19 protein-coding genes are annotated in these 22,586 nt (G+C 33.0%); 9 read left to right on the top strand and 10 right to left on the bottom strand.

Annotated features, from left to right (window positions below):
- Positions 1-88 precede the first annotated feature (88 nt).
- The gene (gene ggt / locus BLT57_RS08250) at positions 89-1,819 is read right to left on the bottom strand and encodes a gamma-glutamyltransferase (protein WP_091424758.1); all 1,731 of its coding nucleotides are present in this window, start codon (positions 1,817-1,819) and stop codon (positions 89-91) included.
- Positions 1,809-2,417: an ACP phosphodiesterase gene (locus BLT57_RS08255; protein WP_091424761.1), complete on the bottom strand. Its 609-nt coding sequence runs from the start codon at positions 2,415-2,417 to the stop codon at positions 1,809-1,811. The genes ggt and BLT57_RS08255 overlap by 11 nt, the downstream gene beginning before the upstream one ends.
- Before the next feature lie 40 nt (positions 2,418-2,457).
- Here BLT57_RS08255 and BLT57_RS08260 point away from each other — a divergent pair, with 40 nt between their 5' ends.
- The 3 genes from BLT57_RS08260 to BLT57_RS08270 are packed head-to-tail and all read left to right on the top strand — an operon-like array spanning position 2,458 to position 6,446.
- Positions 2,458-3,525: an acyltransferase gene (locus BLT57_RS08260; RefSeq protein ID WP_157717149.1), complete on the top strand. Its 1,068-nt coding sequence runs from the start codon at positions 2,458-2,460 to the stop codon at positions 3,523-3,525.
- Positions 3,525-4,913, top strand: coding sequence for a phosphoglucosamine mutase (gene glmM, locus BLT57_RS08265; protein WP_091424765.1), 1,389 nt, complete (start codon positions 3,525-3,527; stop codon positions 4,911-4,913). The genes BLT57_RS08260 and glmM overlap by 1 nt, the downstream gene beginning before the upstream one ends.
- A gap of 24 nt (positions 4,914-4,937) precedes the next feature.
- Positions 4,938-6,446, top strand: coding sequence for an aminotransferase class V-fold PLP-dependent enzyme (locus tag BLT57_RS08270; RefSeq protein ID WP_091424768.1), 1,509 nt, complete (start codon positions 4,938-4,940; stop codon positions 6,444-6,446).
- On the opposite strand, the gene BLT57_RS08275 is transcribed toward BLT57_RS08270, so the two are convergent.
- On the bottom strand, positions 6,447-7,337 hold the full coding sequence (locus BLT57_RS08275; RefSeq protein ID WP_091424771.1) for a lysophospholipid acyltransferase family protein: 891 nt from the start codon (positions 7,335-7,337) through the stop codon (positions 6,447-6,449).
- A 48-nt stretch (positions 7,338-7,385) separates the two neighbouring features.
- Here BLT57_RS08275 and BLT57_RS08280 point away from each other — a divergent pair, with 48 nt between their 5' ends.
- Entirely contained in the window at positions 7,386-8,021 is a 636-nt protein-coding gene (locus BLT57_RS08280) for a rhomboid family intramembrane serine protease (protein ID WP_091424774.1), read from the top strand.
- A 79-nt stretch (positions 8,022-8,100) separates the two neighbouring features.
- Here BLT57_RS08280 and BLT57_RS08285 read toward each other — a convergent pair whose 3' ends face one another.
- Positions 8,101-9,246, bottom strand: a complete 1,146-nt coding sequence (locus BLT57_RS08285) for a TlpA disulfide reductase family protein (RefSeq protein ID WP_231928661.1) — start codon at positions 9,244-9,246, stop codon at positions 8,101-8,103.
- Between the two features lie 218 nt (positions 9,247-9,464).
- Here BLT57_RS08285 and mnmE point away from each other — a divergent pair, with 218 nt between their 5' ends.
- From mnmE to BLT57_RS08310, 5 genes are all read left to right on the top strand, one after another.
- Entirely contained in the window at positions 9,465-10,856 is a 1,392-nt protein-coding gene (gene mnmE, locus BLT57_RS08290) for a tRNA uridine-5-carboxymethylaminomethyl(34) synthesis GTPase MnmE (RefSeq protein WP_091424777.1), read from the top strand.
- A gap of 167 nt (positions 10,857-11,023) precedes the next feature.
- Positions 11,024-12,142 (top strand): site-specific integrase, encoded by a 1,119-nt coding sequence (locus tag BLT57_RS08295; RefSeq protein WP_091426715.1) that lies wholly within the window; start codon positions 11,024-11,026, stop codon positions 12,140-12,142.
- A 3-nt stretch (positions 12,143-12,145) separates the two neighbouring features.
- On the top strand, positions 12,146-13,060 hold the full coding sequence (locus BLT57_RS08300; RefSeq protein ID WP_091424780.1) for a hypothetical protein: 915 nt from the start codon (positions 12,146-12,148) through the stop codon (positions 13,058-13,060).
- 138 nt (positions 13,061-13,198) lie between these two features.
- Complete coding sequence (locus tag BLT57_RS08305) at positions 13,199-13,540, top strand: AlpA family transcriptional regulator (RefSeq protein WP_091424782.1); 342 nt, start codon at positions 13,199-13,201, stop codon at positions 13,538-13,540.
- Positions 13,541-13,692: 152 nt separating this feature from the next.
- Positions 13,693-14,064, top strand: a complete 372-nt coding sequence (locus BLT57_RS08310; protein ID WP_091424784.1) for a hypothetical protein — start codon at positions 13,693-13,695, stop codon at positions 14,062-14,064.
- Between the two features lie 411 nt (positions 14,065-14,475).
- Here BLT57_RS08310 and BLT57_RS08320 read toward each other — a convergent pair whose 3' ends face one another.
- The 6 genes from BLT57_RS08320 to BLT57_RS08345 all read right to left on the bottom strand — a co-directional run bounded on the left by BLT57_RS08320 (position 14,476) and on the right by BLT57_RS08345 (position 22,556).
- The gene (locus BLT57_RS08320; RefSeq protein ID WP_157717150.1) at positions 14,476-16,218 is read right to left on the bottom strand and encodes a hypothetical protein; all 1,743 of its coding nucleotides are present in this window, start codon (positions 16,216-16,218) and stop codon (positions 14,476-14,478) included.
- Positions 16,219-16,436: 218 nt separating this feature from the next.
- Positions 16,437-17,423, bottom strand: a complete 987-nt coding sequence (locus BLT57_RS08325) for a PliI family lysozyme inhibitor of I-type lysozyme (RefSeq protein ID WP_091424791.1) — start codon at positions 17,421-17,423, stop codon at positions 16,437-16,439.
- A 17-nt stretch (positions 17,424-17,440) separates the two neighbouring features.
- Positions 17,441-19,882, bottom strand: a complete 2,442-nt coding sequence (locus BLT57_RS08330; protein ID WP_091424793.1) for a mechanosensitive ion channel family protein — start codon at positions 19,880-19,882, stop codon at positions 17,441-17,443.
- Positions 19,883-20,098: 216 nt separating this feature from the next.
- On the bottom strand, positions 20,099-20,572 hold the full coding sequence (locus BLT57_RS08335) for a hypothetical protein (RefSeq protein WP_197675468.1): 474 nt from the start codon (positions 20,570-20,572) through the stop codon (positions 20,099-20,101).
- Between the two features lie 377 nt (positions 20,573-20,949).
- Positions 20,950-21,630 (bottom strand): hypothetical protein, encoded by a 681-nt coding sequence (locus tag BLT57_RS08340; protein ID WP_091424796.1) that lies wholly within the window; start codon positions 21,628-21,630, stop codon positions 20,950-20,952.
- Positions 21,631-21,827: 197 nt separating this feature from the next.
- On the bottom strand, positions 21,828-22,556 hold the full coding sequence (locus BLT57_RS08345; protein WP_052107552.1) for a DUF6090 family protein: 729 nt from the start codon (positions 22,554-22,556) through the stop codon (positions 21,828-21,830).
- Between the last annotated feature and the right edge of the window lie 30 nt (positions 22,557-22,586).

Genomic DNA, 22,586 nt, shown 5'->3' on the forward strand with positions numbered 1-22,586 from the left:
ATATACAAAATTGCAGAAACGATTTTGGAATCAATTGTAAAAAAGAGAAATTTAAACCAGTATGATATGATCAAATGATTACAAACGTTCAGAAACCAACAGCTGTATCGTCACCACGATAATCGGCACCTCCTTCTAAACTCCCATCTTTCAAAACTAAAATAGCATCCACCTTTGCAGTAATTGGAGGTGCTTTCTTGTTGATATAATAACCTTTAGATGTTAACTGGTATAAAAGATCATCCGAAAAGAAATCTACTTCCATTCGTATGGCATCTGGATACCATTGGTGATGAAACCTTGGTGCATTGACCGCCTCTTGCATGGTCATATTAAATTCATGAACATTTAAAATAGTTTGCAGAACAGAAGTTATGATTGTGGACCCTCCAGGCGTTCCCACCACCATAAAAAGCTCGTCATTTTTTTCAACTATAGTTGGTGTCATAGCACTAAGCATCCGTTTTTGTGGAGCAATAGCGTTTGCTTCTCCACCTAGGAGCCCATAAACATTAGGAGTGCCAGGCTTACTACTAAAATCATCCATTTCATTATTTAAGAAAAAGCCCAATTCATCTGCATAGAGTTTAGAGCCATAAGCACCATTAAGTGTTGTGGTAACCGAGACGGCATTACCAAATTGATCTATAATGGAGTAGTGTGTGGTTTCTTCCTGTTCTTGATATTGAAATGGTTCTGAGAATTTCATCGTGTAATTGGGGAGAATTCCAAATGAGATTGAATCGGATGGGATAGCCTTATCGAATGAGAAATGCTGCATACGGTTGTTGAGATAGGTATCGTCAAGTAAATTTTCAATAGGAATTTTAACAAAATCTGGATCACCTAAGTAGTAACTACGATCGGCATAAGCGAGTTTTTCTGCAGCCACCATCACTTGAATCGCTTCTAATGAGTTTGCACCATACTGACTTATATCGTAAGGTTCAATCATTTTCATGATTTGTGCAAGACAGAGTCCGCCACTTGAGGGAGGAGACATTGAAATAATAGTTAAATCATCATATTGAAAACTAATGGGTTCGCGCCATTTTGCTTGATAAAGCGCCAAATCTTCGGTTGTAATAATACCTCCATGTTGATTGATGAATTCTACGATTTTGGCAGCGGTTTGCCCCGTGTAAAATTCGTCACGTCCATATTCAGCAATGCGTTTTAAGGTTTTTGCTAAGGCTAAATTCTTAAAGGTTATATGTGCTTTAACACTCTTGTTATACAGTAGTGTTTTACCATTTACGGCCTCAAAAATGCTATCGTATTGTGCAAACCGTTGTTCTTGTTTTTCGGTCACTATAAACCCTTGTTCTGCAAGCGCAATTACAGGTTGCAATAAGATTTCAATGGGCAGGGTTCCAAATTTATCATGAGCAGCAAAGATACCGGCAATGGTGCCTGGCACACCAACAGCGTAAGCGCCAACTGTGCTTTTATATGGAATCACATTCCCGAGGGAATCCAGATACATGTTTTTAGAAGCTGCTAAAGGGGCTTTTTCACGATAGTCAAGTGCTCCGGTTTCTCCTGTATTTAAACGATATACCATAAATCCGCCGCCTCCTAGGTTTCCCGCATACGGATAAGTCACAGCTAAGGCCATTTCTGTTGCAAACATAGCATCAAAAGCATTGCCGCCTTGTTCGAGAATGGCACTTCCAACCTTTGAAGCTTCCTTACGAGCAGAAACTACCATAGCAGTTTTAGCAGTGAGACCACGTTCAGAGGTCGTTTTTTTTCCTTGTTTACAAGAAAAAAAGCATAATATAACGCAAAGCGCTATGAACAACTGTTTAATGGTCATGGTTAAATTGTGCATGAAGGTCTTGTAAAATATGTTTAGAAAAAGTTGTGAGTTCCTCAAAAAAGGAAGTGAATTCTGTTTCAAACTCTGCATAGAATTGCCGAAGCTCGGCTGTTGCTTTATGCATGCCAGATTTGTAAGAGGTTCTTCTATTCATACCATCTAGTACTTTTTGAATGCCTTCAATTTCGGCATAACTTTTAAGCCAATTTCCAGCAATCATATGTGGCATCATCTTTTGAGTTCTAGCTGGCAGGATTTCAAAATTATCAGTCATCAGATTATAAAAATTTTCAGTATAATCTTCCAATGGAATTTTGGAGTAATGATTCCAGTTTTTAGCCAGAAAATGATCGTATAAAATATCGACAATCACACCACTATAGTGACTGTAGTTTTTATGTAATCGTTTGGTGCTTAAGCGCACTGTAGGGTGTGCGTCTGTATACGTATCAATTTGGCGGTGTAACAATATCCCTTTTTGAATTCCTAAAGGATATTTTTGGTAGCGTTTTCCACGAATACCATCTGCAATAAAATTGCCAATAGTAATCTCGTCATCATCATTTGATAGATAAATATGGGCTAGAAAATTCATTCAATAAATATATGTATTTTTGAGTTCTAAATGTTTAAAATTGGATAGATTACCAAATTTAGATCCCTTACGTTTTTTACTAGCTTCCTTGGTGATGTTATTTCATATCCCTCAGCTATGCCGAAACCAAGGATTGCCCTATAGTATTGATGCTCCAATTTTTAATAGAGGCACAGAAGCGGTTTATATGTTTTTTGTCTTAAGTGGATTTTTGATTATTAGATTGATCTATAGGCAAAAGCAGCGCGATGCATTTTCTATCCGGAAATTTTACATGAGACGTATTCTAAGGATATTTCCTTTGTATTACTTGATTGTGATTTTTGGTTTTTTATTTTACTGGCTTATTCTTCCAGCACTACACATACCTTACGAAAACAATTATAACCTTGGCGAAGGGATAGTATTAACGACTTTCTTTCTGCCTAATATCTTCGGAAAATTATACCAGCCTGGTGGTATTTTGGAGATCTTATGGTCTATTGGTATCGAAGAACAGTTTTATTTGATGATTGCACCGATGTTGTTTTTTATTAGGAAATCGAAAATCTTACCGGTATTATCGTTGTTAACACTTGGGTATTTTATCTTGTTTCATTTGCACGTATTAGATCTGCTTCGCACGTATAAGTTTGTTTATTTCCTATTATTCGCTGGGGGTATCATTGCAATTTTGGAGGAGCAACAGCATTTAGAGTTTTTAAAACGATCTCCAGTAATCCCTATTGTAATCGTAGCATCAGTGATACTTTACTTTACTACAGACCTATTTCGATTCTCACAAGTCTGGATTACTAATGCAATTACGATGCTATTATTTAGCATTTTCATTCATACACTCGCACATAATAATTGGGGTAAGCGAATTAATAATAAGCTGTTAAGTCATTTGGGACATATTTCTTATGGAATATATATGTTTCATGTTATTGCGTTGAATTTTGTTGTATTTGTCATGTTGAAAGTGCAACAATTTGAAATTTTTAGTGATGACATAACACTTCTTTTAATTTATATATTGACTTTTGCACTAACGATACTTATGGCACACTTGTCTTATAAATATTTTGAAACCTTTTTTTTAAAATTGAAAACTAAATTTAGATAATGACACTTATAAAATCAATCTCAGGAATTCGTGGTACTATTGGAGGAACAGTTGGTGATAATCTTACACCAATTGATGCTGTAAAATTCGCATCTGCTTATGGTATGTGGATCAAACAGCAACGCAATAAAGAACACTATCGTGTAGTTGTTGGTAGAGATGCTCGTATTTCGGGTGAAATGATTCAAAATTTAGTCATGAATACGTTAGTTGGACTGGGTATTCACGTTATTGATTTAGGATTATCGACCACACCAACAGTTGAGATTGCAGTGCCTATGGAACATGCTGATGGTGGTATCATACTTACAGCTAGTCACAATCCAAAACAATGGAATGCACTTAAATTATTAGATGCCAAAGGCGAGTTTTTAAATGCGGAAGAAGGAGCTAAGATTTTAGAAATAGCCGAAACAGATGAGATGTCATTTGCTGATGTGGATAGCTTGGGTAAAATAACGATAAACGATGCCTATATCGATATGCATATTGATGAGGTATTAGCGATGAATCTTGTCAATAAAAAAGCAATTGAAAAAGCTAATTTTAAAGTGGTTGTTGATGGTGTGAATTCGACAGGAGGTATTGCAATACCGATGTTGTTAGAACGACTAGGAGTACATCCAGTAAAGCTTTATTGTGAGCCAAACGGACATTTTCCTCATAATCCAGAACCGTTAAAAGAACACTTAACAGATCTCTCAGAGGCTGTTGTTAAGGCGAATGCTGATTTTGGAATAGTTGTAGATCCAGATGTTGATCGTTTAGCCTTTATGGATGAAAACGGAGACATGTTTGGAGAAGAATATACCTTAGTAGCTTGTGCCGATTACGTATTAAGTAAAATACCGGGAAATACCGTTAGTAATATGAGTTCTACTCGAGCATTGCGCGATATCACCGAAAAACATGGAGGGACTTATGAAGCCAGTGCCGTTGGAGAGGTAAATGTTGTCACTCTTATGAAAAAAAACAATGCTGTTATTGGTGGTGAAGGAAATGGAGGTGTTATTTATCCGGAATTGCATTATGGAAGAGATGCGCTTGTTGGTGTGGCTTTGTTTTTAAGTTTATTGGCCGAAGGTCATATGACCGTGAGCGAATTGAGAGCCTCTTACCCGAATTACTTTATGAGTAAGAAAAAAATTCAATTAACACCTGATTTGGATGTCGATGGCATATTAGAAGTTATGGAAAAAAATTATGCACATGAAAAGTTGACAACTATTGATGGAGTTAAAATCGATTTTACCAATTCATGGGTGCATTTGCGAAAAAGTAATACCGAGCCAATTATTCGAATTTATACCGAAGCTCCTAGCCAACATGAGGCTGTTGACCTAGCAGATAGGATTATTTCAGAAATCAAATCGATAGCAAATATTTAGTATCTTCGCATAAAGCTAAGTTATATGATTTCTACGGAAGTTAATAAGACCTCACCATCAGATCTTGAATTGTATTTTAATCAGTTCAGACAGCATATTATTGGAATAGATCAGGAGTTTGAGTCGCCATTTGGAACCCGAAAAATTATTTACACCGATTGGACCGCTTCAGGCAGATTATATAGGCCTATAGAGGAAAAACTTTGTAATGAGTTTGGACCTTTCGTTGCTAATACACATACCGAAACTACAGTATCAGGTACGGCGATGACCAAAGCTTATCACGAAGCCAAACATATCATCAAGGCTCATGTCAACTGTGATGAAGATGATGTTTTAATCGTTTCAGGTAATGGGATGACAGGTGTCGTCAATAAATTTCAAAGAATTCTAGGACTTAAAGTTCCTGAGAACCTAAGAAAATATATTGATGTGCCAGATGAAATACGTCCAGTAGTATTTATTACGCATATGGAACATCATTCTAATCAAACGTCTTGGTTGGAGACCATCGCTAGAGTAGAGGTTATACCGCCAGATGAGAACGGTTTATTTAGTTTAAAAAATCTAGAATTACTGTTAGAAGAATATAAAGACTGTACCTTAAAAATAGCCTCAGTTATTGGAGGTTCTAATGTTACTGGCATTCAAACGCCGCATCATGATATTGCAGAGCTTATGCATAAACACGGCGGAGTGTGTTTCGTTGATTTTGCTTGTTCAGCACCTTATGTTGATATTAATATGCATCCAGAAAATGAACTTCAGTATTTGGACGCCATTTTCTTTTCGCCACATAAATTCTTAGGTGGACCAGGAACGTCTGGTGTATTAATTTTCAACAAGAGATTGTATAAAAATATGATTCCTGATTGTCCAGGTGGCGGAACAGTAAGTTGGACCAATCCATGGGGAGAACATAAATATATAGACAATATCGAGGATCGAGAAGATGGCGGAACGCCAGGGTTTTTACAAACTATAAAGGCGGCCCTAACGATCAAGCTGAAAGAACAAATGGGAGTGGATAATATCCTCAAACGCGAGCATGAATTGACACAAATTGTATTCAATGAATTATCGTCAATTGAGACTATTAAAATTTTGGCAGGACAACATCAGGATCGACTGGGTGTGATTTCTTTTTATATTGACGACTTGCATTATAATTTAGGTGTAAAATTATTGAATGATCGTTTTGGGATTCAAACACGAGGAGGTTGTAGTTGTGCAGGTACCTATGGGCATTTTTTACTGCATGTGGACCAACAAACTAGTCATGAACTCACTAATGAAATTTCTATTGGAGACTTGGTAAGAAAACCGGGTTGGATTCGTATGTCAATACATCCAACAACAACTAATGACGAAATGGTTTATGTGTGTGAAGCAATCAAATCTTTAGCACAGCATCATAGGGAGTGGGCAAAAGACTATGAATACCAAGGAAAAACGAATGAGTTCATTCATAAGTCCTTGCTTTCCAGACCAGACTCCACTGATGACATGGTCAATGCGTGGTTTAAATTGTAACTATTGATAATCTTCAGGGGACTTGTCTTTGTGTTTCCAGCGTTTATGGGTCCATAAGTAATATTCAGGAGCTTCATAGATTTGCTGTTCAACTAAGGTTAAGAATTTATCTGTGATTTCGTAATTGGGAACCTCTTTAGGATATTCAGCTATGGTTTCAAAAGTAGTCTCATAGAAACCACGTTTTATGCGCTTTACTCTAAAAAACACGACAGACATATCCAACTTTTTCGCTAACATTTCTGCACCAGTATGCACTGGGACTCTAATATTCATGAATTCTTTCCAATGAAAGGCTTTCCAAGGTTTTGGAGTTTGATCGGATACAAATCCGTTGACCGAAGTAATTCCTTGTTTTTTTAATTTTACCAATACAGGAATCGTCTCTTTAGTGGTAATCAGATAGGTGTTGTATTTTGCTCTAATACGCTTCACTAATCTATCAAAATATTTATTCTCAATACGTTTATAAACAGCATTACCTCGAGATTTCACATACGTTTGTAAAATAAATATCCACTCCCAACTGCCATAATGAGCACACATTAATACGATACTTCGATTTTGATTTTCTAGGTTCTGAATTAACTCTACGTTGCTAAACTTAAAGCGTTCTTTCATTTCTGCTTCGGAAATAGATAAAGATTTGATAGCTTCAACCATCATATCACAAAAATGGTGATAAAATCGCCGGGTAATGCGATTGATTTCTGCATTATCTTTGTCCGGAAACACTAGCCTTAAGTTGTATTGCACCGTTTTTTTTCGATAACCAAATATGCGATATATAAATAAATAGATGACATCTGAAAAGGCATACAATAATCTAAACGGTAATATGGAGATTAACCATAAAAACGGATAAGCGATAATGTAAATTAGAAGTTGCATTAATATATGTTAGATTTGCAGTCGCAAATATATGTATAATTAAGATTTATGGGCAATATAAGTTTATTCACAATCATCATCATCGCAGCAAACGCTTTGATCTCGTATAAAGGTTTTGGAGATTATGGTTTTTTTGAGCGTTATAAATTCAATGTAGGTAGCGTAAGACGCGGGGAACAATTTAGAATATTTAGTTCTGGTTTTCTTCATGCAGACACCTCACATTTGTTATTTAATATGATCACTTTGTTCTTTTTTGCGGATCGTGTCATTTGGCATTTAGGCGAATTTAATTTTTTGTTAGTTTATGTAGGAAGTTTGCTCCTTGGAAGTTTATTATCCTTATATTTTCATAAAAACGAGTATCAATATAGTGCAGTAGGGGCGAGTGGAGCTGTAATGGGGATTATTTACTCGGCGATTTTACTCGATCCTCATATGCGGATAAATATCATTATTCCGGGTTATGTATTCGGGATAGGTTATTTAATTTATTCCATTTATGGTATGAAAAAGCGAGTTGGGAATATTGGTCATGACGCACATTTTGGTGGAGCAGTTGGAGGTTATATCTTAACATTGATACTCAAGCCATCATTGTTTGAGACGCAATTGCAAATGGTTGGATTATTAGCGGTACCAATTGTTGTGTTATTAGTCATGCATAAACTAGGAAAAATCTAAAATTTCAGATGCAGATTAACAAACTAAAAAGCCTTCAATCTCAAAAAAATTGAAGGCTTTTTATATGGTCTGTATACTATTAATTTAGTAATTCTGCTATTTTGGCTTCTAGCTGAGCACCTCTTAAGTTTTTTGCTATGATCACCCCGTTTTCATCTAAAATGAAAGTCGCAGGAATTGAATTGATGTTGTAGGCACGTGCCACTGGATCATTAAAATAGTTCAGGTTTGACACATGATTCCAGGTTAAATTATCTTGTTCGATAGCTTTTAACCATGCCGATTTAGGATCTTTTTGACGACTCGTTCCATCCAGTGATACACCAATAATCTCGAGACCTTTATCATGATACTTTTCATATACTTTCACAACATTCGGATTTTCACGTCTGCAAGGTCCACACCAAGCAGCCCAAAAATCAATAATAGTCACTTTTCCTAAGACATCTTTTAATGCTAATGTTGATCCGTCTGGAGTTGGAGCGGAGAACTCAGGCGCATTATTGCCAATTTCAGTAGCGCTTAAAGCGGCTCTTTGTCTTTTCAGACTATCAATTCTTCCTCGGACTTCTTGACCGAATGATGACGATTTTAAAGAGGTATCTAAATTATTAAGTGATTCTGTTAATTGGTTGAGATCAGATTCTTTGTTACCTAATAAGTCATTAATTAATATCAATGCAAATACATTATCCTTATTGTTTTGCATATATTCAAATGGTAATTTCGACTGTTGAACATTGATGCTCACTATGTTCTCTGACACCTGAGCTCTTATCGCATCATCTTGAGTTGTTCTATACTGTCCCATAGATTTAGCACGTTTATTAGCAAGTTCTCTTAGGTCATTAAAATAGGCGCGAAGGATGTCGTTAGACTTGGTACCAGTAATTACAGTATTATCAATATTGTCTTTATCAAAAGAGATATTAATAGATGCATTTTCAAGAATTAGTGGCATACTACCATTAACACCATTTGCTGTAATAAACCACATTTTAGGACTGTCAACCTTACCTTCGAATTTGAAGGTTTCATTCATAACAATAGCTGTGTCCATATTGATTTTCTTACCCCGTTCACCTGGTGCTTGAAGATATACTCTTATTCCGTTATAAACGCCTGGAGCAGATCCGGTGACTAAGTATCCTTCTCTTTGTTGGTCTTCAGATTTACACGCATAGAGCATGAAGCCCACAAATAAAACTAAAACTATTTTTCTCATCTGTTATTTTTTTTATCAATCATGTCAAAACCAAATTATCAGTTCTGGACTGAAGGTTATCTGGCAAAAAACATTGCGATATATTATTAATTAGTAGTACAAATATAACAAGTTCAAACGTAGAAAATCAATACCGAATATTAATAAAATTATAAAGAACAGCTATAATTCTCCCAGAAAGCTAAAATTCCAATACTTTTGTAAAAAAACAACGACTCATGACACATCAAGATACAATAGTTGCATTGGCTACTGCTTCGGGCAGTGGTGCCATAGCTGTTATTCGATTATCAGGGGAGGATGCGATAACCATGGTTGATACTTGTTTTAAATCAGTAACACCTCAGAAGTCACTCAAAAATCAAGCAACACATACCATACATCTTGGACATATTGTTGAGAAGAAACGTATCTATGATGAAGTTTTAGTTTCCATATTTAAAAACCCAAATTCTTATACAGGCGAAAATGTTGTTGAAATCTCTTGTCATGGTAGTCTTTATATTCAGCAAGAAATTATGCAATTATTTCTCCAGAAAGGTTGCCGTATGGCGACTGCTGGAGAATTCACACTGAGAGCATTTTTGAATGGAAAATTGGATTTATCACAAGCAGAAGCAGTTGCTGATTTAATTGCTAGTGATAATGAAGCATCCCATCAAGTGGCCATGCAGCAAATGCGTGGCGGTTTTTCTTCTGAAATCGCAAAACTAAGAGAAGAGTTACTCAATTTTGCTAGTTTGATAGAGCTTGAACTTGATTTTGCTGAAGAAGATGTGGAATTTGCAGATCGTTCTCAGTTCAAGGAGTTAATAGAGCGAATTACATACGTGTTAAAACGATTGATAGATTCATTTGCGGTAGGGAATGTTATTAAAAATGGTATTCCAGTTGCCATAGTTGGAGAACCTAATGTAGGTAAATCAACCCTGCTTAATGCGCTCTTAAATGAAGAGCGTGCAATAGTTTCTGAAATAGCCGGTACAACAAGAGATACTATAGAAGATGAAATTGCAATAGGAGGTATAGGGTTTCGATTTATTGATACGGCAGGAATCAGAGACACCGATGATGTTGTTGAGACCATAGGAATTAAAAAAACCTTTGAGAAAATAGATCAAGCTCAGGTCGTCATATATTTATTTGATGCTCATGATTTTAAAGAGCAGAGTTCGGTCTTAAAAGTCGAATTGGAGAAAATTAAGAATAAATATCCGCAAAAACCACTTCTTGTAATTGCTAATAAGATTGATAAGGTAGATGATATCTTAATTTCAAAAATTCAATCTGAAATCCCAGAAATAAAGTTGTTGTCTGCCAAAACAGGCTTTGGAGTAGAACAATTGACCAATTCACTTCTTGAATTAATAAACACTGGAGCACTGAGGAATAATGAAACCATAGTGACCAACTCACGACATTATGATGCCTTATTGAAAGCATTAGAAGAAATCCAGAAAGTTAAATACGGATTAGAAACTGGATTATCAGGAGATTTATTAGCTATAGATATTCGTCAAGCCTTATACCATTTTGGAGAAATCACAGGCGAGATTACTAATGACGACCTGTTGGGTAATATTTTTGCAAACTTCTGTATTGGAAAGTAACTACCACAAAATACATCAAACTATATCAATATAACATACTGTAATACAAGTAAATAAAATAAATATTTATTATTTACTTTTGTAAAGTTTGTCTTTTTTTACTTATTTTTGTCACATATTTGTACCTTTTTTAACTCGCGTGACAAAACGTGACAAAAAATTTCGAAATGACAATAACAATTAGAAAAAGAAAAAGAAAAGACGGAATGCAAAGTTTAATTTTGGATTATTATTTTCCGAAAGCAAGCCGAAAACGAATAAGAGAGACACTTGATCTTTATATCTACTCTTCTCCAAAAACTGCTAAAGAGAAATCACATAATAAAAAGACCTTATTATTAGCTGAAAATATTAAGTCTAAAAAGTTTTTAGAAATTCAACACGAGGAACATGGCTTTTCTCATTTGATTAAGGATAATTTGGATAAAAATTTTATTACATACTTTTCTGAGCAAACTGACAAAAAATATAATGAATCCTCTGGTAACTATGGTAATTGGGACAGTGTTCTAAAACATCTTATTAAATACAATGGTGATGTTGTTCTTTTTAAAAATGTTAATGTCAAATGGTTGGAAGATTTTAAGTATTATTTAAAGCATACGGCTAGAACAAAAAGTAATAAGCCACTGTCGCAAAACTCGTGCTATTCCTATTTCAATAAGGTCAAAGCATGTTTAAGAGAGGCAGTCAGAGAAGGAATTATAACTTATAATCCTGCGGTTGAAGTCAAAGGATTTAAACAAGGAGAAACAGAAAAGGAATTTCTAACACTTGATGAACTAAAGAAGGTTTCAAAAACTGAATGCGAAATCCCAATATTAAAACAAGCGTTCCTTTTTAGTTCATTAACCGGTTTAAGATGGTCTGATATTCACAAACTGGTTTGGAAAGAAGTTCAGTTTTCTGAGGAACAAGGTCATTATATTCGATTTAAGCAGAAGAAAACCAATGGTTATCAAACACATCCAATTCCTGAGCAAGCTTTTAAATTATTAGCCGATAGAGGAGAAGATGAAGAGCGCGTATTCAAGGGCTTAAGATATAGTGCTTGGAGCAATTTAAAATTGCAGCAATGGGTAATGAAAGCTGGAATTAGTAAAACGATTAAGTTTCACTGTGCAAGACACACATATGCAACTTTACAACTTACATTTGGGACTGACATTTACACCGTATCCAAATTACTAGGGCATAAAGAGCTAAAAACAACTCAGGTTTATGCTCAAATTATTAATCAGAAAAAGGTAGATGCAGCAAATGCGATTCCTGATATCAATTTATAAATAATGAAAATTAATTATACGTATTATAAGATCGACATAGCTAATATTAGGGAATATGAACGTACCTGTAATTTATTAGGCAAAACTTCTGAAGTTTTAGGACTAATGATTCTCGAAAAGATTGAAGCGGTTATATTTAATCAAAGCGAACCTGTTTTTGGATTAAATGATTATGATTCTAAGGACAAATATTATAGCGACTATAAAAAACGCCATGAAGCTGTTTCAAATAATGTTGTAGGGAGGTTTAATTTGAACTTTTTTTTCAAAGAGGGAGATTGTTTTGATTATGATGAACCCATTATAATGGACAAATCTTTTCCAGATTTTGACTTTTGGTTTGTCTTAAAGTTAAGACAATACGAGTTTAGACTTTCTGAAATAAGAAATTTCTTGAATTTTCAATTAGAGACTAGTTTTAATAATGATAAGAATCAATTTATTGATTTCTTGGAAGTCAATATGGATAAATATCAAACTCAACTTATAGAAAACGAGGTCATTGATACTGTTAAAGATTTAATAGAAAATAATTTTGATGATAAATTGATTTTGAAAATGAAATATGATAAATCGATTTTATTTAAAGTGTTGGAGGCGTATTTTGATTCAAAAAATCACAGCGAATTAAATCAATTACTAACTGAACATGAAATTCAAAATAAAATCTGCTTCAAAAGTAATGCTAATCAGTTTGTAATGATTTTCAGACAGCTCCATATGCATCAAAAAATAATTGGAACATTAAAAAATACCGAAGATTGGATTTGTAAATACTTTACATATTTAAAACAAAAAAGGGTTACTGATTTTAATGCAGAAAATGTTCATAAGATACTTACTAAACAATCATATGATATTCCTAAATCAAAAAGGATAAACCTTCCCAGTTTAGTATACACTAAAGATAAATCCTAATAGTAAAAAAATCACTCCCTTTTAAGCCCCTTTCTGATTTAGGCACTTGAAAGAGACTACTTTCATCAATTATGTTTGCCATATTAATTGAAAATTCAAATGCATTAGTATGCACGGTTTTCATAAAAGCAAAACAAAATGAAAGATTTATCACAACCACTTTATTCTCTAACAGTAGGTGAGTATATAGACTTAAGCAAGCAAGCTTTTTCCGATGAAGCAAAAAAAATTATCGCAAGCTGTCAAACAGATTCAGCTCGCAGCAGCTTCAATAGCGATATCATTTTTATAGATGAAGTAAAGGCACTTACTAACTATAAGAAATCAACTATCTATTCGAAAGTATGTCGCTTTGAAATGCCAGTAATATCAAAAAGGACACCACTAACATTTTCTAGAAAGGATATTATGAATTGGCTTAAAGACGGCAAGCCTTCAGTCATAGATCAAGAAGCCAATGACTATTTGAGTAAGACTTGAAAAAGGCTAATTTGTGATAAACGGAATCCAAATTAATTTAAAATAACGTGATTGGTCATTAGCTTTATTTACAATATTTTGGATTCATCTAAGTCAATGTAAATCAATAGTAATTAAATATAAATTATGATAATTAAAACACAGCATTTATAATGAAACATAAAGATGAAAGCACATCAATCGATCCATTAACTGGAGAGGTTTTTATAAAAAAAAGAAGTAATCAAATTTTTGCAAATTCTGAAAACCAGATTAGGTATAATAATTTAAAGGCTTATGAGAAGAGAAAGGCCAAAGCGCAATTTGATAGAATATTGGACAGAAGCCGGCAAGTTTTAAAGTTAACCCTAGGTACTTATGAAGAAATCATTAAAACACGGGATTATTTAGAAGGAGCTGGATTGAATTTCGGCTGCAATACACACACCATTATCAGAGATGGAATAAAATGGATATGCATTTATGATTATGCGTATTCACCAATAGGCTCAAATACATTCAAAATAATTAAGCTGAACAAATAAATACACTATGACAGATGAAATTATAAATTGTTATGAGTTAGATATTAGACAAGATATTCCAGTAGAGATGGAATCACTAAAATCATACAATAAAGAATTGAAGAGTTCCAATAGAATTTTAACAATCATATTGCTTTCTATTGGACTTGGTGTTACATTGTTTAGTATGTATCAAAGTTCAAAACCAATGAAAGTTGAGAGGGAAAATAGGTGAATTTTATATTTTATTACATCGACTGGTTGCAATTTGTTTTTCAATAATTTTTTGAAAGAGTTTTTTTGATTGTTTTCGATTATGGTATGTTAAAACTCAAAAAAAATCGCGAAGAAAAACCAGGCTTTTTTTCGCATTAGTGATTTATTAACGGTCTGTATATAACCCGTTTTAATGGCTTATATACATTGTTATGCCTAGTTTTTATTTCCACTTTTAGAAGTTTTTATTACTTCCATAATAATATTCAATGCCTTATCATTCCCTGCAAAATAATCGGTTGATGATAAATTAACAGGGATATGTGGAGCAATCCATTTACGATTGTCTTCTGATTTTGAATCTTGATGAAATTGTGTGGAAATCAGTCCCATTAATCCTGAATATGGTAATTGAAACCATCCTGCATCACCAATATGGTTGGGCTTTGAACCACTAGGTTCGCCTACTAGAATTGGATTTGAATATATAGTGATGCCTGTTAATAAATTTTGTCCTGCAGAAAATGTTCCTCGTCCCATTATAACAAAAATTTTCCCTTTAGGGTTCATAGCTTCAAAATTGCTGAAGGTTTTAAACATTGGAGGTAATAAGGAACCGTCTCCTCCGTGATTATGTCTTAAATCTAAAATTAAATTTTGGGTTTTATTTTGTATAATTTGATTGCGTAATTCGACATTGAAAGCTTCTAAAGACTGCTCTTTTTTCTGTGTGACAGCATTGAACTGAATATATATAGCGCTATATTTTGACAATAATTTAAACCAATATGGATCTTTTCTTTTAGATAAGAATAAAGGCTGTGGTTCAATTTTCAGTTTTGGTATTTCCGGGAATTCAGAAAAATTCCACGCAACAGGATTCAGTATTAATTTATTAAACTTCCCTTTTGCATCACTTAAAGTAATTACTACTTGTTTCGTGTTTTTTATAATTCCTAAACCTTCTAATACATCCGGTAATCCCAAGTAATATGGACCTAACCAAAGTGTTTGCATATCGTTATCCCTGGCATTTACAACATTCGTTTTTTGAAGTGCTTCTTCAATTGGCGTATTTTCAATCATTTCCACTTTACAGCCAATCCATTGTTTCAAGTCATCTTCTGCATCAACAATAAATAGCCCCTCATTAAACTGGTAAAATTGTACAGGGAGCTTTTTTAAAGCACCCATTTTGGGAGATGTGGGGATAATTAAATTATGGCCATTACCCATGCCTCCTAAAATTTTCATGAGTTCCACAACAATTTGTTCATCTGATAAGGATGCAATGCGTGCTCTTAAATCAATAAATGATTGGGCAAAATCAGTTTTGGATATGGCATGATATGGGCTGTAATGCAACTCTATGATACGCTTTTCAAAATAGTCTATATCAATAGCCCATGCTTCGTTTCGTGTTACATTTTCTTGGCCATTGTTACCATATAGCATTTGGAAATCACTATCCTCATTAAAGACTCGAAATGCCGAGTCTCCCTTCACAAACGGTTTTTCATCATAGCGTGAAGCAACCCCTTTTCGTAACCATAACATAGCATTTTCTTTATCACCAGCTTGAGCATATGCTTTTGCAATTTTCACCATAATGTCATTGGATGGGGATGAACCTGTAGGGATGCCACTTAAAACAGTTCCACCACAATCTAAGGTTCTCTTTAATGCTGTAACAGCGGATTGGTATTGTTCTGTTTGATAATAAGAAAGCCCCAATAGATAGAATAAATCCCCATCATTTTGATATTGTTGGGTAAGGCTTTCCAAAATAGGAATCAACGCTTGCCAGTTTTCGCTTTTGGCTAAATCGATAGCTTCAGTTCTTTTATTAAAGTATTCAATGGTGTTTTCTACACTACTCTTTTTCACTTGAGATAAAGCGTTATAGCTATTCATAAAAACCAAGAGGAAGAGTAAACTAACTAATTTCAATTTATTCATAATACGGGGTTATGAGGATAGGTTGTCTCGATAAGACGCAAAAAGATTAAAATGTAACTCATAATATATTTAATTAGGCATAACAACGTGTTTGTGTATGATTTCGTTGCGTGTTTCAGCAACTAATTTAGCAAATACAAACCGAATAGAAAATCCGCGAGGATTTTCGTAAGTAGGCGAGTGCTAGCAATAAATTATACACGGTGTTGGCAATAGTTTTAATATTCGGAAACTTTATTAACTACTAATTTTCTAGAAGCCTCTCCATCAATTAATTTATAAGTAACTTGTCTAGTTCCTCCTGTAGGGTTTGCATTGGTATCTTTTTCTTTATAAATTGGAAAGCGTTGAGCTAAAGAATTCTCTACAATCGAAAATTCATCGTGTCCCATATATCCTTTATTTATTTTGTCGTTTTCCGCTGTTTGTTGAAAATAAACTTGGCTCATAGATTTTTTATTGTTTACTGAAAACGCATAAACATTTCCATAACTTCCACTTCCGATTGTTTGTGTGTAAACAAAAAGTTCTGGTGAACCATCTGAATTAAGGTCTTCCACTTCTGCATCTATAACCTGCTCACCCTCAATTTCGAATATTTCGTTGTATTCGCTTTCTTCTAAACCAAAAGTAAAAATTGACATCGTATTCTTTCCATCTTTTTCTATTGATGAAATATTGAAGCCAACGCCTTGTAGATTTAATACTATACTGAATTTAGTTAAATCAATTTGTTGTTGATCTAATTCTTCGTTGATTCTTTTATAAGTTCCTGCTATGGAGGCTCCACCATTGCAAAAGAAATACAACATGTTTGAATCGTCTGAGTTTACAGTAGAAATAGTGATATTTTCTTCGGAAAACTCGAATTTAATTATTTTACCCTCATATGTGGATTCATACGAGTTCTCATTTTTTTTAAAAGCTTTCGTGTCAAATAAACAAGTTGGTCTTTTTTTATCTGCTCGTGAGCGGACTGAAATATTCAATTGATTATTATCTGCTTTTGTAATTGCAACAGACACCCAATCATAGCCTTCGCTTCTTTTCGCATAGTCTTCAGAAACGTAGTTACCTAATACATTTAACGCCTCGGTAGTTTCTAGTGTTTTAACTTTTTCAGTCTTTTTTGTTTGGTTTTTACATGCGATTGCTGAAAATAGAACCAACAGCATTAGAGAAAATCTATAAAAATTATTTTTCATTTTTTCTGTTTGTAATTTTATTTATCGTTATCTGTTTCAGGTTTAGGAAAATCCTTAATATATACATCTTGTTGCGGAAATGGTATTTCAATATTATGTTCTTTAAACTTGTTATATATTGCTATTGAGATATCACTTTTGGCTTGTAAACTCAGTGAAAAATGTGTCCAAAAGCGCAGTCTAAAATTGAGTGAGTTATCTCCAAAATCACTAAATAAAGCTTTTGGCTCAGGGTCTTTTACTAAATCCGGATAATTGTTTGCACATTCAAGTAATATTTCTAATACCTGATTTGGGTTTGAGTCATAAGATGTGCCAATCAAGATTTCTGTTCGTTTTAAACTACTCGATAGCGTCCAGTTTATTAAGTCATTAGAAACAAGGTTGTTATTAGGCACTACAACATCTGCACCATCAAATGTGCTCACTTTAGATGAACGAACTCCAATCTTATTTACAGTTCCCATAAGGTTGTTTACTTCCACCGTATCTCCTGGTAAAATTGGACGTTCAAAAATCAAAATAAGTCCAGACACAAAATTAGAAATTACGTTTTGTAACCCAAAACCAATACCTAGGCCTAAAGCACCAGCCATAAGGTTAAATTCACTCAAATCTAAACCTAATGACGATAAGGCAAAGACAACACCAAAAGCCAAAATTAAATAACGTAATACAACAGAAATTGCTCTAGGTATTCCTTTTGGTAAATGAAGAAATTTCAAAGTGTTTTCTCCTTCATCTAAGGCGAAAGAAATTAATTTTGTAATGAGGAAAGAGGAAATTAAAATCAATAAAAATCCTGCTATAGAACCTATAGTAAATGTAATACTACCAATGTTGTAAGGCTCACTTAGGATATCACCAAAGAAATTAAGTATTGATTTCAATTGGTCTAAAACCTGTAAAAATAGAAGTAACCAAATCACAAATAAGGTAAGTCTTATATACTTAGTTAACTTTGTTTCAACATTGAGTTTCATACTAGAATCATAGGATTCTTTTGCATTATAATGCCGATGTAAAATCGCATCAGAAATAGTTTCAATAACTATTAAAATCCCATAAAAAATAATGCTTAAAACAATGCCTTGAGTACATATTTTCAAAGTGATATCAGTAAGATTTGTATAACCTATAATATTCGATATAATCGAAATTATTATTAGAAGATAAAAAATAGGTGTTAGTTTAATCAGAAACTGTGAAAGCTTTGTTTTTACAAGTGCTTTGAGTTGTCTATATGGGTGTGTAAAATAATAGAGGCTTATAATAACTAAAAAGGCTTCAATGAGGAGATATATTCGATATTGATAAGATTCAAACCAAATATATGTTTTTGCACTATCTAAGATGAAAAATAAAATTACTATGTAAACAAGTTTTTTAAATTTTGTAGATATCGTAGGATTGACAATTGGGATAGTAAAAATTAATAAAAGAAGTGTAAGAAGATCATTAATTAAATCAGGTAAATTTAGAAACAATACTTTAGAAACAATCAAACTAATGAAAACTATAACAAGCCAAGGTTGTTTATAAATTATAGATTTGGTATCTTTTTTTAAATTGCTCTCTGCTTTCTGGTATAAAACAAATCCTTTTTTTAAATATGTAATGAAATAAATTAAGGCAAGTACAAGAAATCCAAATAAATAAAACAGCTTTTCGAAAGTCTTTAAAAACTCTAAAGAGATATTTCCAAAATATGCATTTTCATTAATAGTAACATCAGATGATTTAGTCTTTTTAAAAGATGTATTCCATAATGCACTATGTCGCTTGTGAAGGATATTGTAAACATTAGTGTTTTTTAAATCTTCTATTTTCTCTATAATATCAGTGGCTGTAAAAATCAAATAATTAATCTTTGATTCAAGGACTAAGTTTTCGTTGTTTTGTGATATAATTATAGTTTTTATGACCTTGAATTCTTCAAGAACTGAACTAATATTAGTTTTGATTTCTATAGGGGTTTTTAGATATACAGAGTCTAAAAGTGTTAATTCCCATGTCTTTTCATTAAAAGTAATATCTTTCAGTATGATACTGTTTTTTTCTAGTTGATTGTTAATTGTGGTTTCCCATGATTTTAAATAATCATGATAACGTTTCCACTCATTAAGTAAATTATTAACCTTTTGTTTGTTAGGCTCTGACGAGATAAATTCTAGTGCTTGTTGTCGCTTATTTAAGATAAATGTTTTGTAAGAAGGATAGATAGAATCAATATCTACAATAAAAGATTTAGGTTGAGTCTTTCTTCTTGCTTCCTTAATTTCTTCTGTAGCTATTTCAATTTCTTCTATAATCTTAACTACAGGAATTGCTTTCGGAATCTCTTTATATATTGAGTCGTTAACAATCGTTGCATTGTTTTGTGCAAAACTATTAATAGAAAAAAACAGAATTAATAAAAAACATGAGGTTTTGGTCTTGGTTAAAAAAGTTACAGTCATAGATAGTTATGTTTTTTATTGGTCTAGATCGCCATCTAGCATAATCCTATTTGATTCGGTAAAACATTTAGGTGAGATATTCGATATTCATTCTAATTAGAAATTTTAGCCTTAACGAATTCCAATCTTTGTTGAGATATTTTTTGACGTAAAATGATATTAAAAATAAAAAAGGAGAAGCAATTTTGCTTCTCCTTTTCATGCTTTGAATATTAATTAGAATTCAAATAAGATTCCTACATTAAGGTTTCCCCAAGTCGCAGCATCTGATATACTTTCAAAAGAAGCATTCAATTCTATGGCATCTGCAATGTCAATACCTACCGTAGGTCTGTAATAAAAACCTCCATCTAAATAATCTGAAATTCCTAACGCATAACCAACGTCAACACCTCCGGATAAAATTCCAAATAATTTTAAACGAGCAGCACCTGCAATTGGCAAGAATTGAGCATCATCAACACCGTCAACAGACATAAAGAAATTTCTAAATCCTATTGTAGGACCAAAATTGATAACAGCATCTACTTTTTCAATCATATAGTAGGCATCAACTCCTAAAGCCCAATCTGCAACATCACCTGCATCAGATACAGCAACGCCTGCGGTGGCTCCAATTTTAAAAACTCCCTGTGCTGTTGCAGTATATCCAAAAAGTGCAAAAGCAAATAATACTAATAATTTTTTCATAATTTAAAGTTTATGTTGGTTAATAATTTAGTTAAAAATAATTATTTTAATTAAAATAAAAAATGATTTTTTTTTAATCAAGGTAATATGAAAGAACTCTTGACAATTTACTAACTATATATTTTGTTTATATCTAAAAATTAAAAGCTTTTTAAGTTCAACTTAAGGTAGATGAGTTGACACTGTAAGTGTTTAATTTTTAGTCAATTTACTTTAGGAAAGTGCAGTTAGTAATTATTGCCAACGTGATTGTGTATGATTAGTTGCGTGGTTAGCAACTAATTTAGTAAACAAATACTTGCCAGAGAAAATTCCGAAGGAATTTTCCAAGTAAGCACTTGCCAAAGCAATTAATTATACACGGTGTTGGCATTTCGTTATTTTTTTTCAGTCATAACTATCACTTTTTCCGTTTCCGTTAATGCGATTCTTTGATTTCTAACCCAATCGCTCTGCATTAACCATTTTAAAGCAATTATATTTTTATATTCAGAATTATCGTATAATTCAATTAAGTTTTGGCCATCGGAATTCTGGGTTCTTGTATAATTAACTAATGATTTAGCGTAATTATTTCTCGATAGAAAATCACTTATTTTAGAATTCCAAAGTTGGTCAAGATATAATTCAGATTCCTTAATTTTATTATAAGACAGTTGTAACTTTCTTAATTCCTTTAATAATTTATCATCACTAATACTTGAAGAGCTATTTGCACTCAAAACATTTGTTATAATTGGATGCGAGACTGAAGATTGGCTGTATATATCTAAAAAAGAAACTATTTTAATTTTTTGTTCGTTGTTTTTCTCGATTTCATCAAGATATTCTTCTACTTGTTTTAAATTTTTATTATTACTCTCGAAATCGATTTTTAGCTCATCACGTATAGAAATCAATTCCTCATTCAGCGATGCTATAAGTTTCAGTTCATTATTATTTGCTATTCGATTATCATTCCAATTATTAATCTGTAATGCGATTAAAATTCCAATTACCACAAGGATAATTTCGCCAAAAGCATATTTCAAGTACTTTCCACTTTTATTATTTTTCATAAGGTCGTAACGTATTTTACGAAAGAATTTTATCATTGATTTAGAGTTTCGTCATAATGAATGCCAACGGTCTCGGCTATGAGTAGTTGCGTGGGTTAGCACTTAATTTAGCAAGTACACACCAAGTTGGAAATTCCGCAGGAATTTCCAAAGTAGGCGAGAACAAGCAATTACTTATAGCCATTGTTGTGCTTTCGTTATTTTTGAATTTCTCTGTTAAGTAAATCCAAAACTAAATAGAGTTTGTTTTTAACATTTCTATTATAAATAAATGATAATTCACTATCAGAGGCTAATACTTTATTAAGTTCATATATTGTGTTTGGGTCTTCCATGAATCCATTATAATCAGCTCCCAATGCTAAAAGTTCTGACAAATCACTCATTTTAGCTTGCCATAATAAGCCATTTATTTCTCCATTAAAGTACCTGTAGACATGATTCATGTAACTTGATTTTTTTGCATGCATATCTACATATAAAGTTGATTCCATCTGTGCATTATGGTTTATAAAATCATTTATTGCTATTTTGATGCTATCATTACTTATAACATTTAGTTTTCCAGAATTGACAAGTTCATTGTAAGTAGGTGAGTAATCATAAAACGGAATTGCTTTACCAATAAAAAATATAGGCTTTAATGGTATAAATCTAATCGAATCCTTATTGTATTCTGTAATCAATTGCAATAAATATTTGGATTCATTCATTTTCCCTGTAGTTAATTTCTCAAGCGTATTTATCTTGATGCTATCAGCTTCAAATTCAACCTTTAATTGATTTAAGATGTATCGTTCTTGGCTATTTTGTTTGCGTTGTTCATTCCAATTATTTATTTGCAATGCAATTAAAATTCCAATAACTACAAGTACAATCTCACCAATAGCATATTTAAAATACTTTCCAGTTTTGTTTTTCTCCATAAGGTCGTAACGTATTTTTCTAAAGAATTT

Source organism: Formosa sp. Hel1_31_208 (assembly GCF_900104785.1).
Classification (GTDB): Bacteria; Bacteroidota; Bacteroidia; order Flavobacteriales; family Flavobacteriaceae; genus Psychroserpens.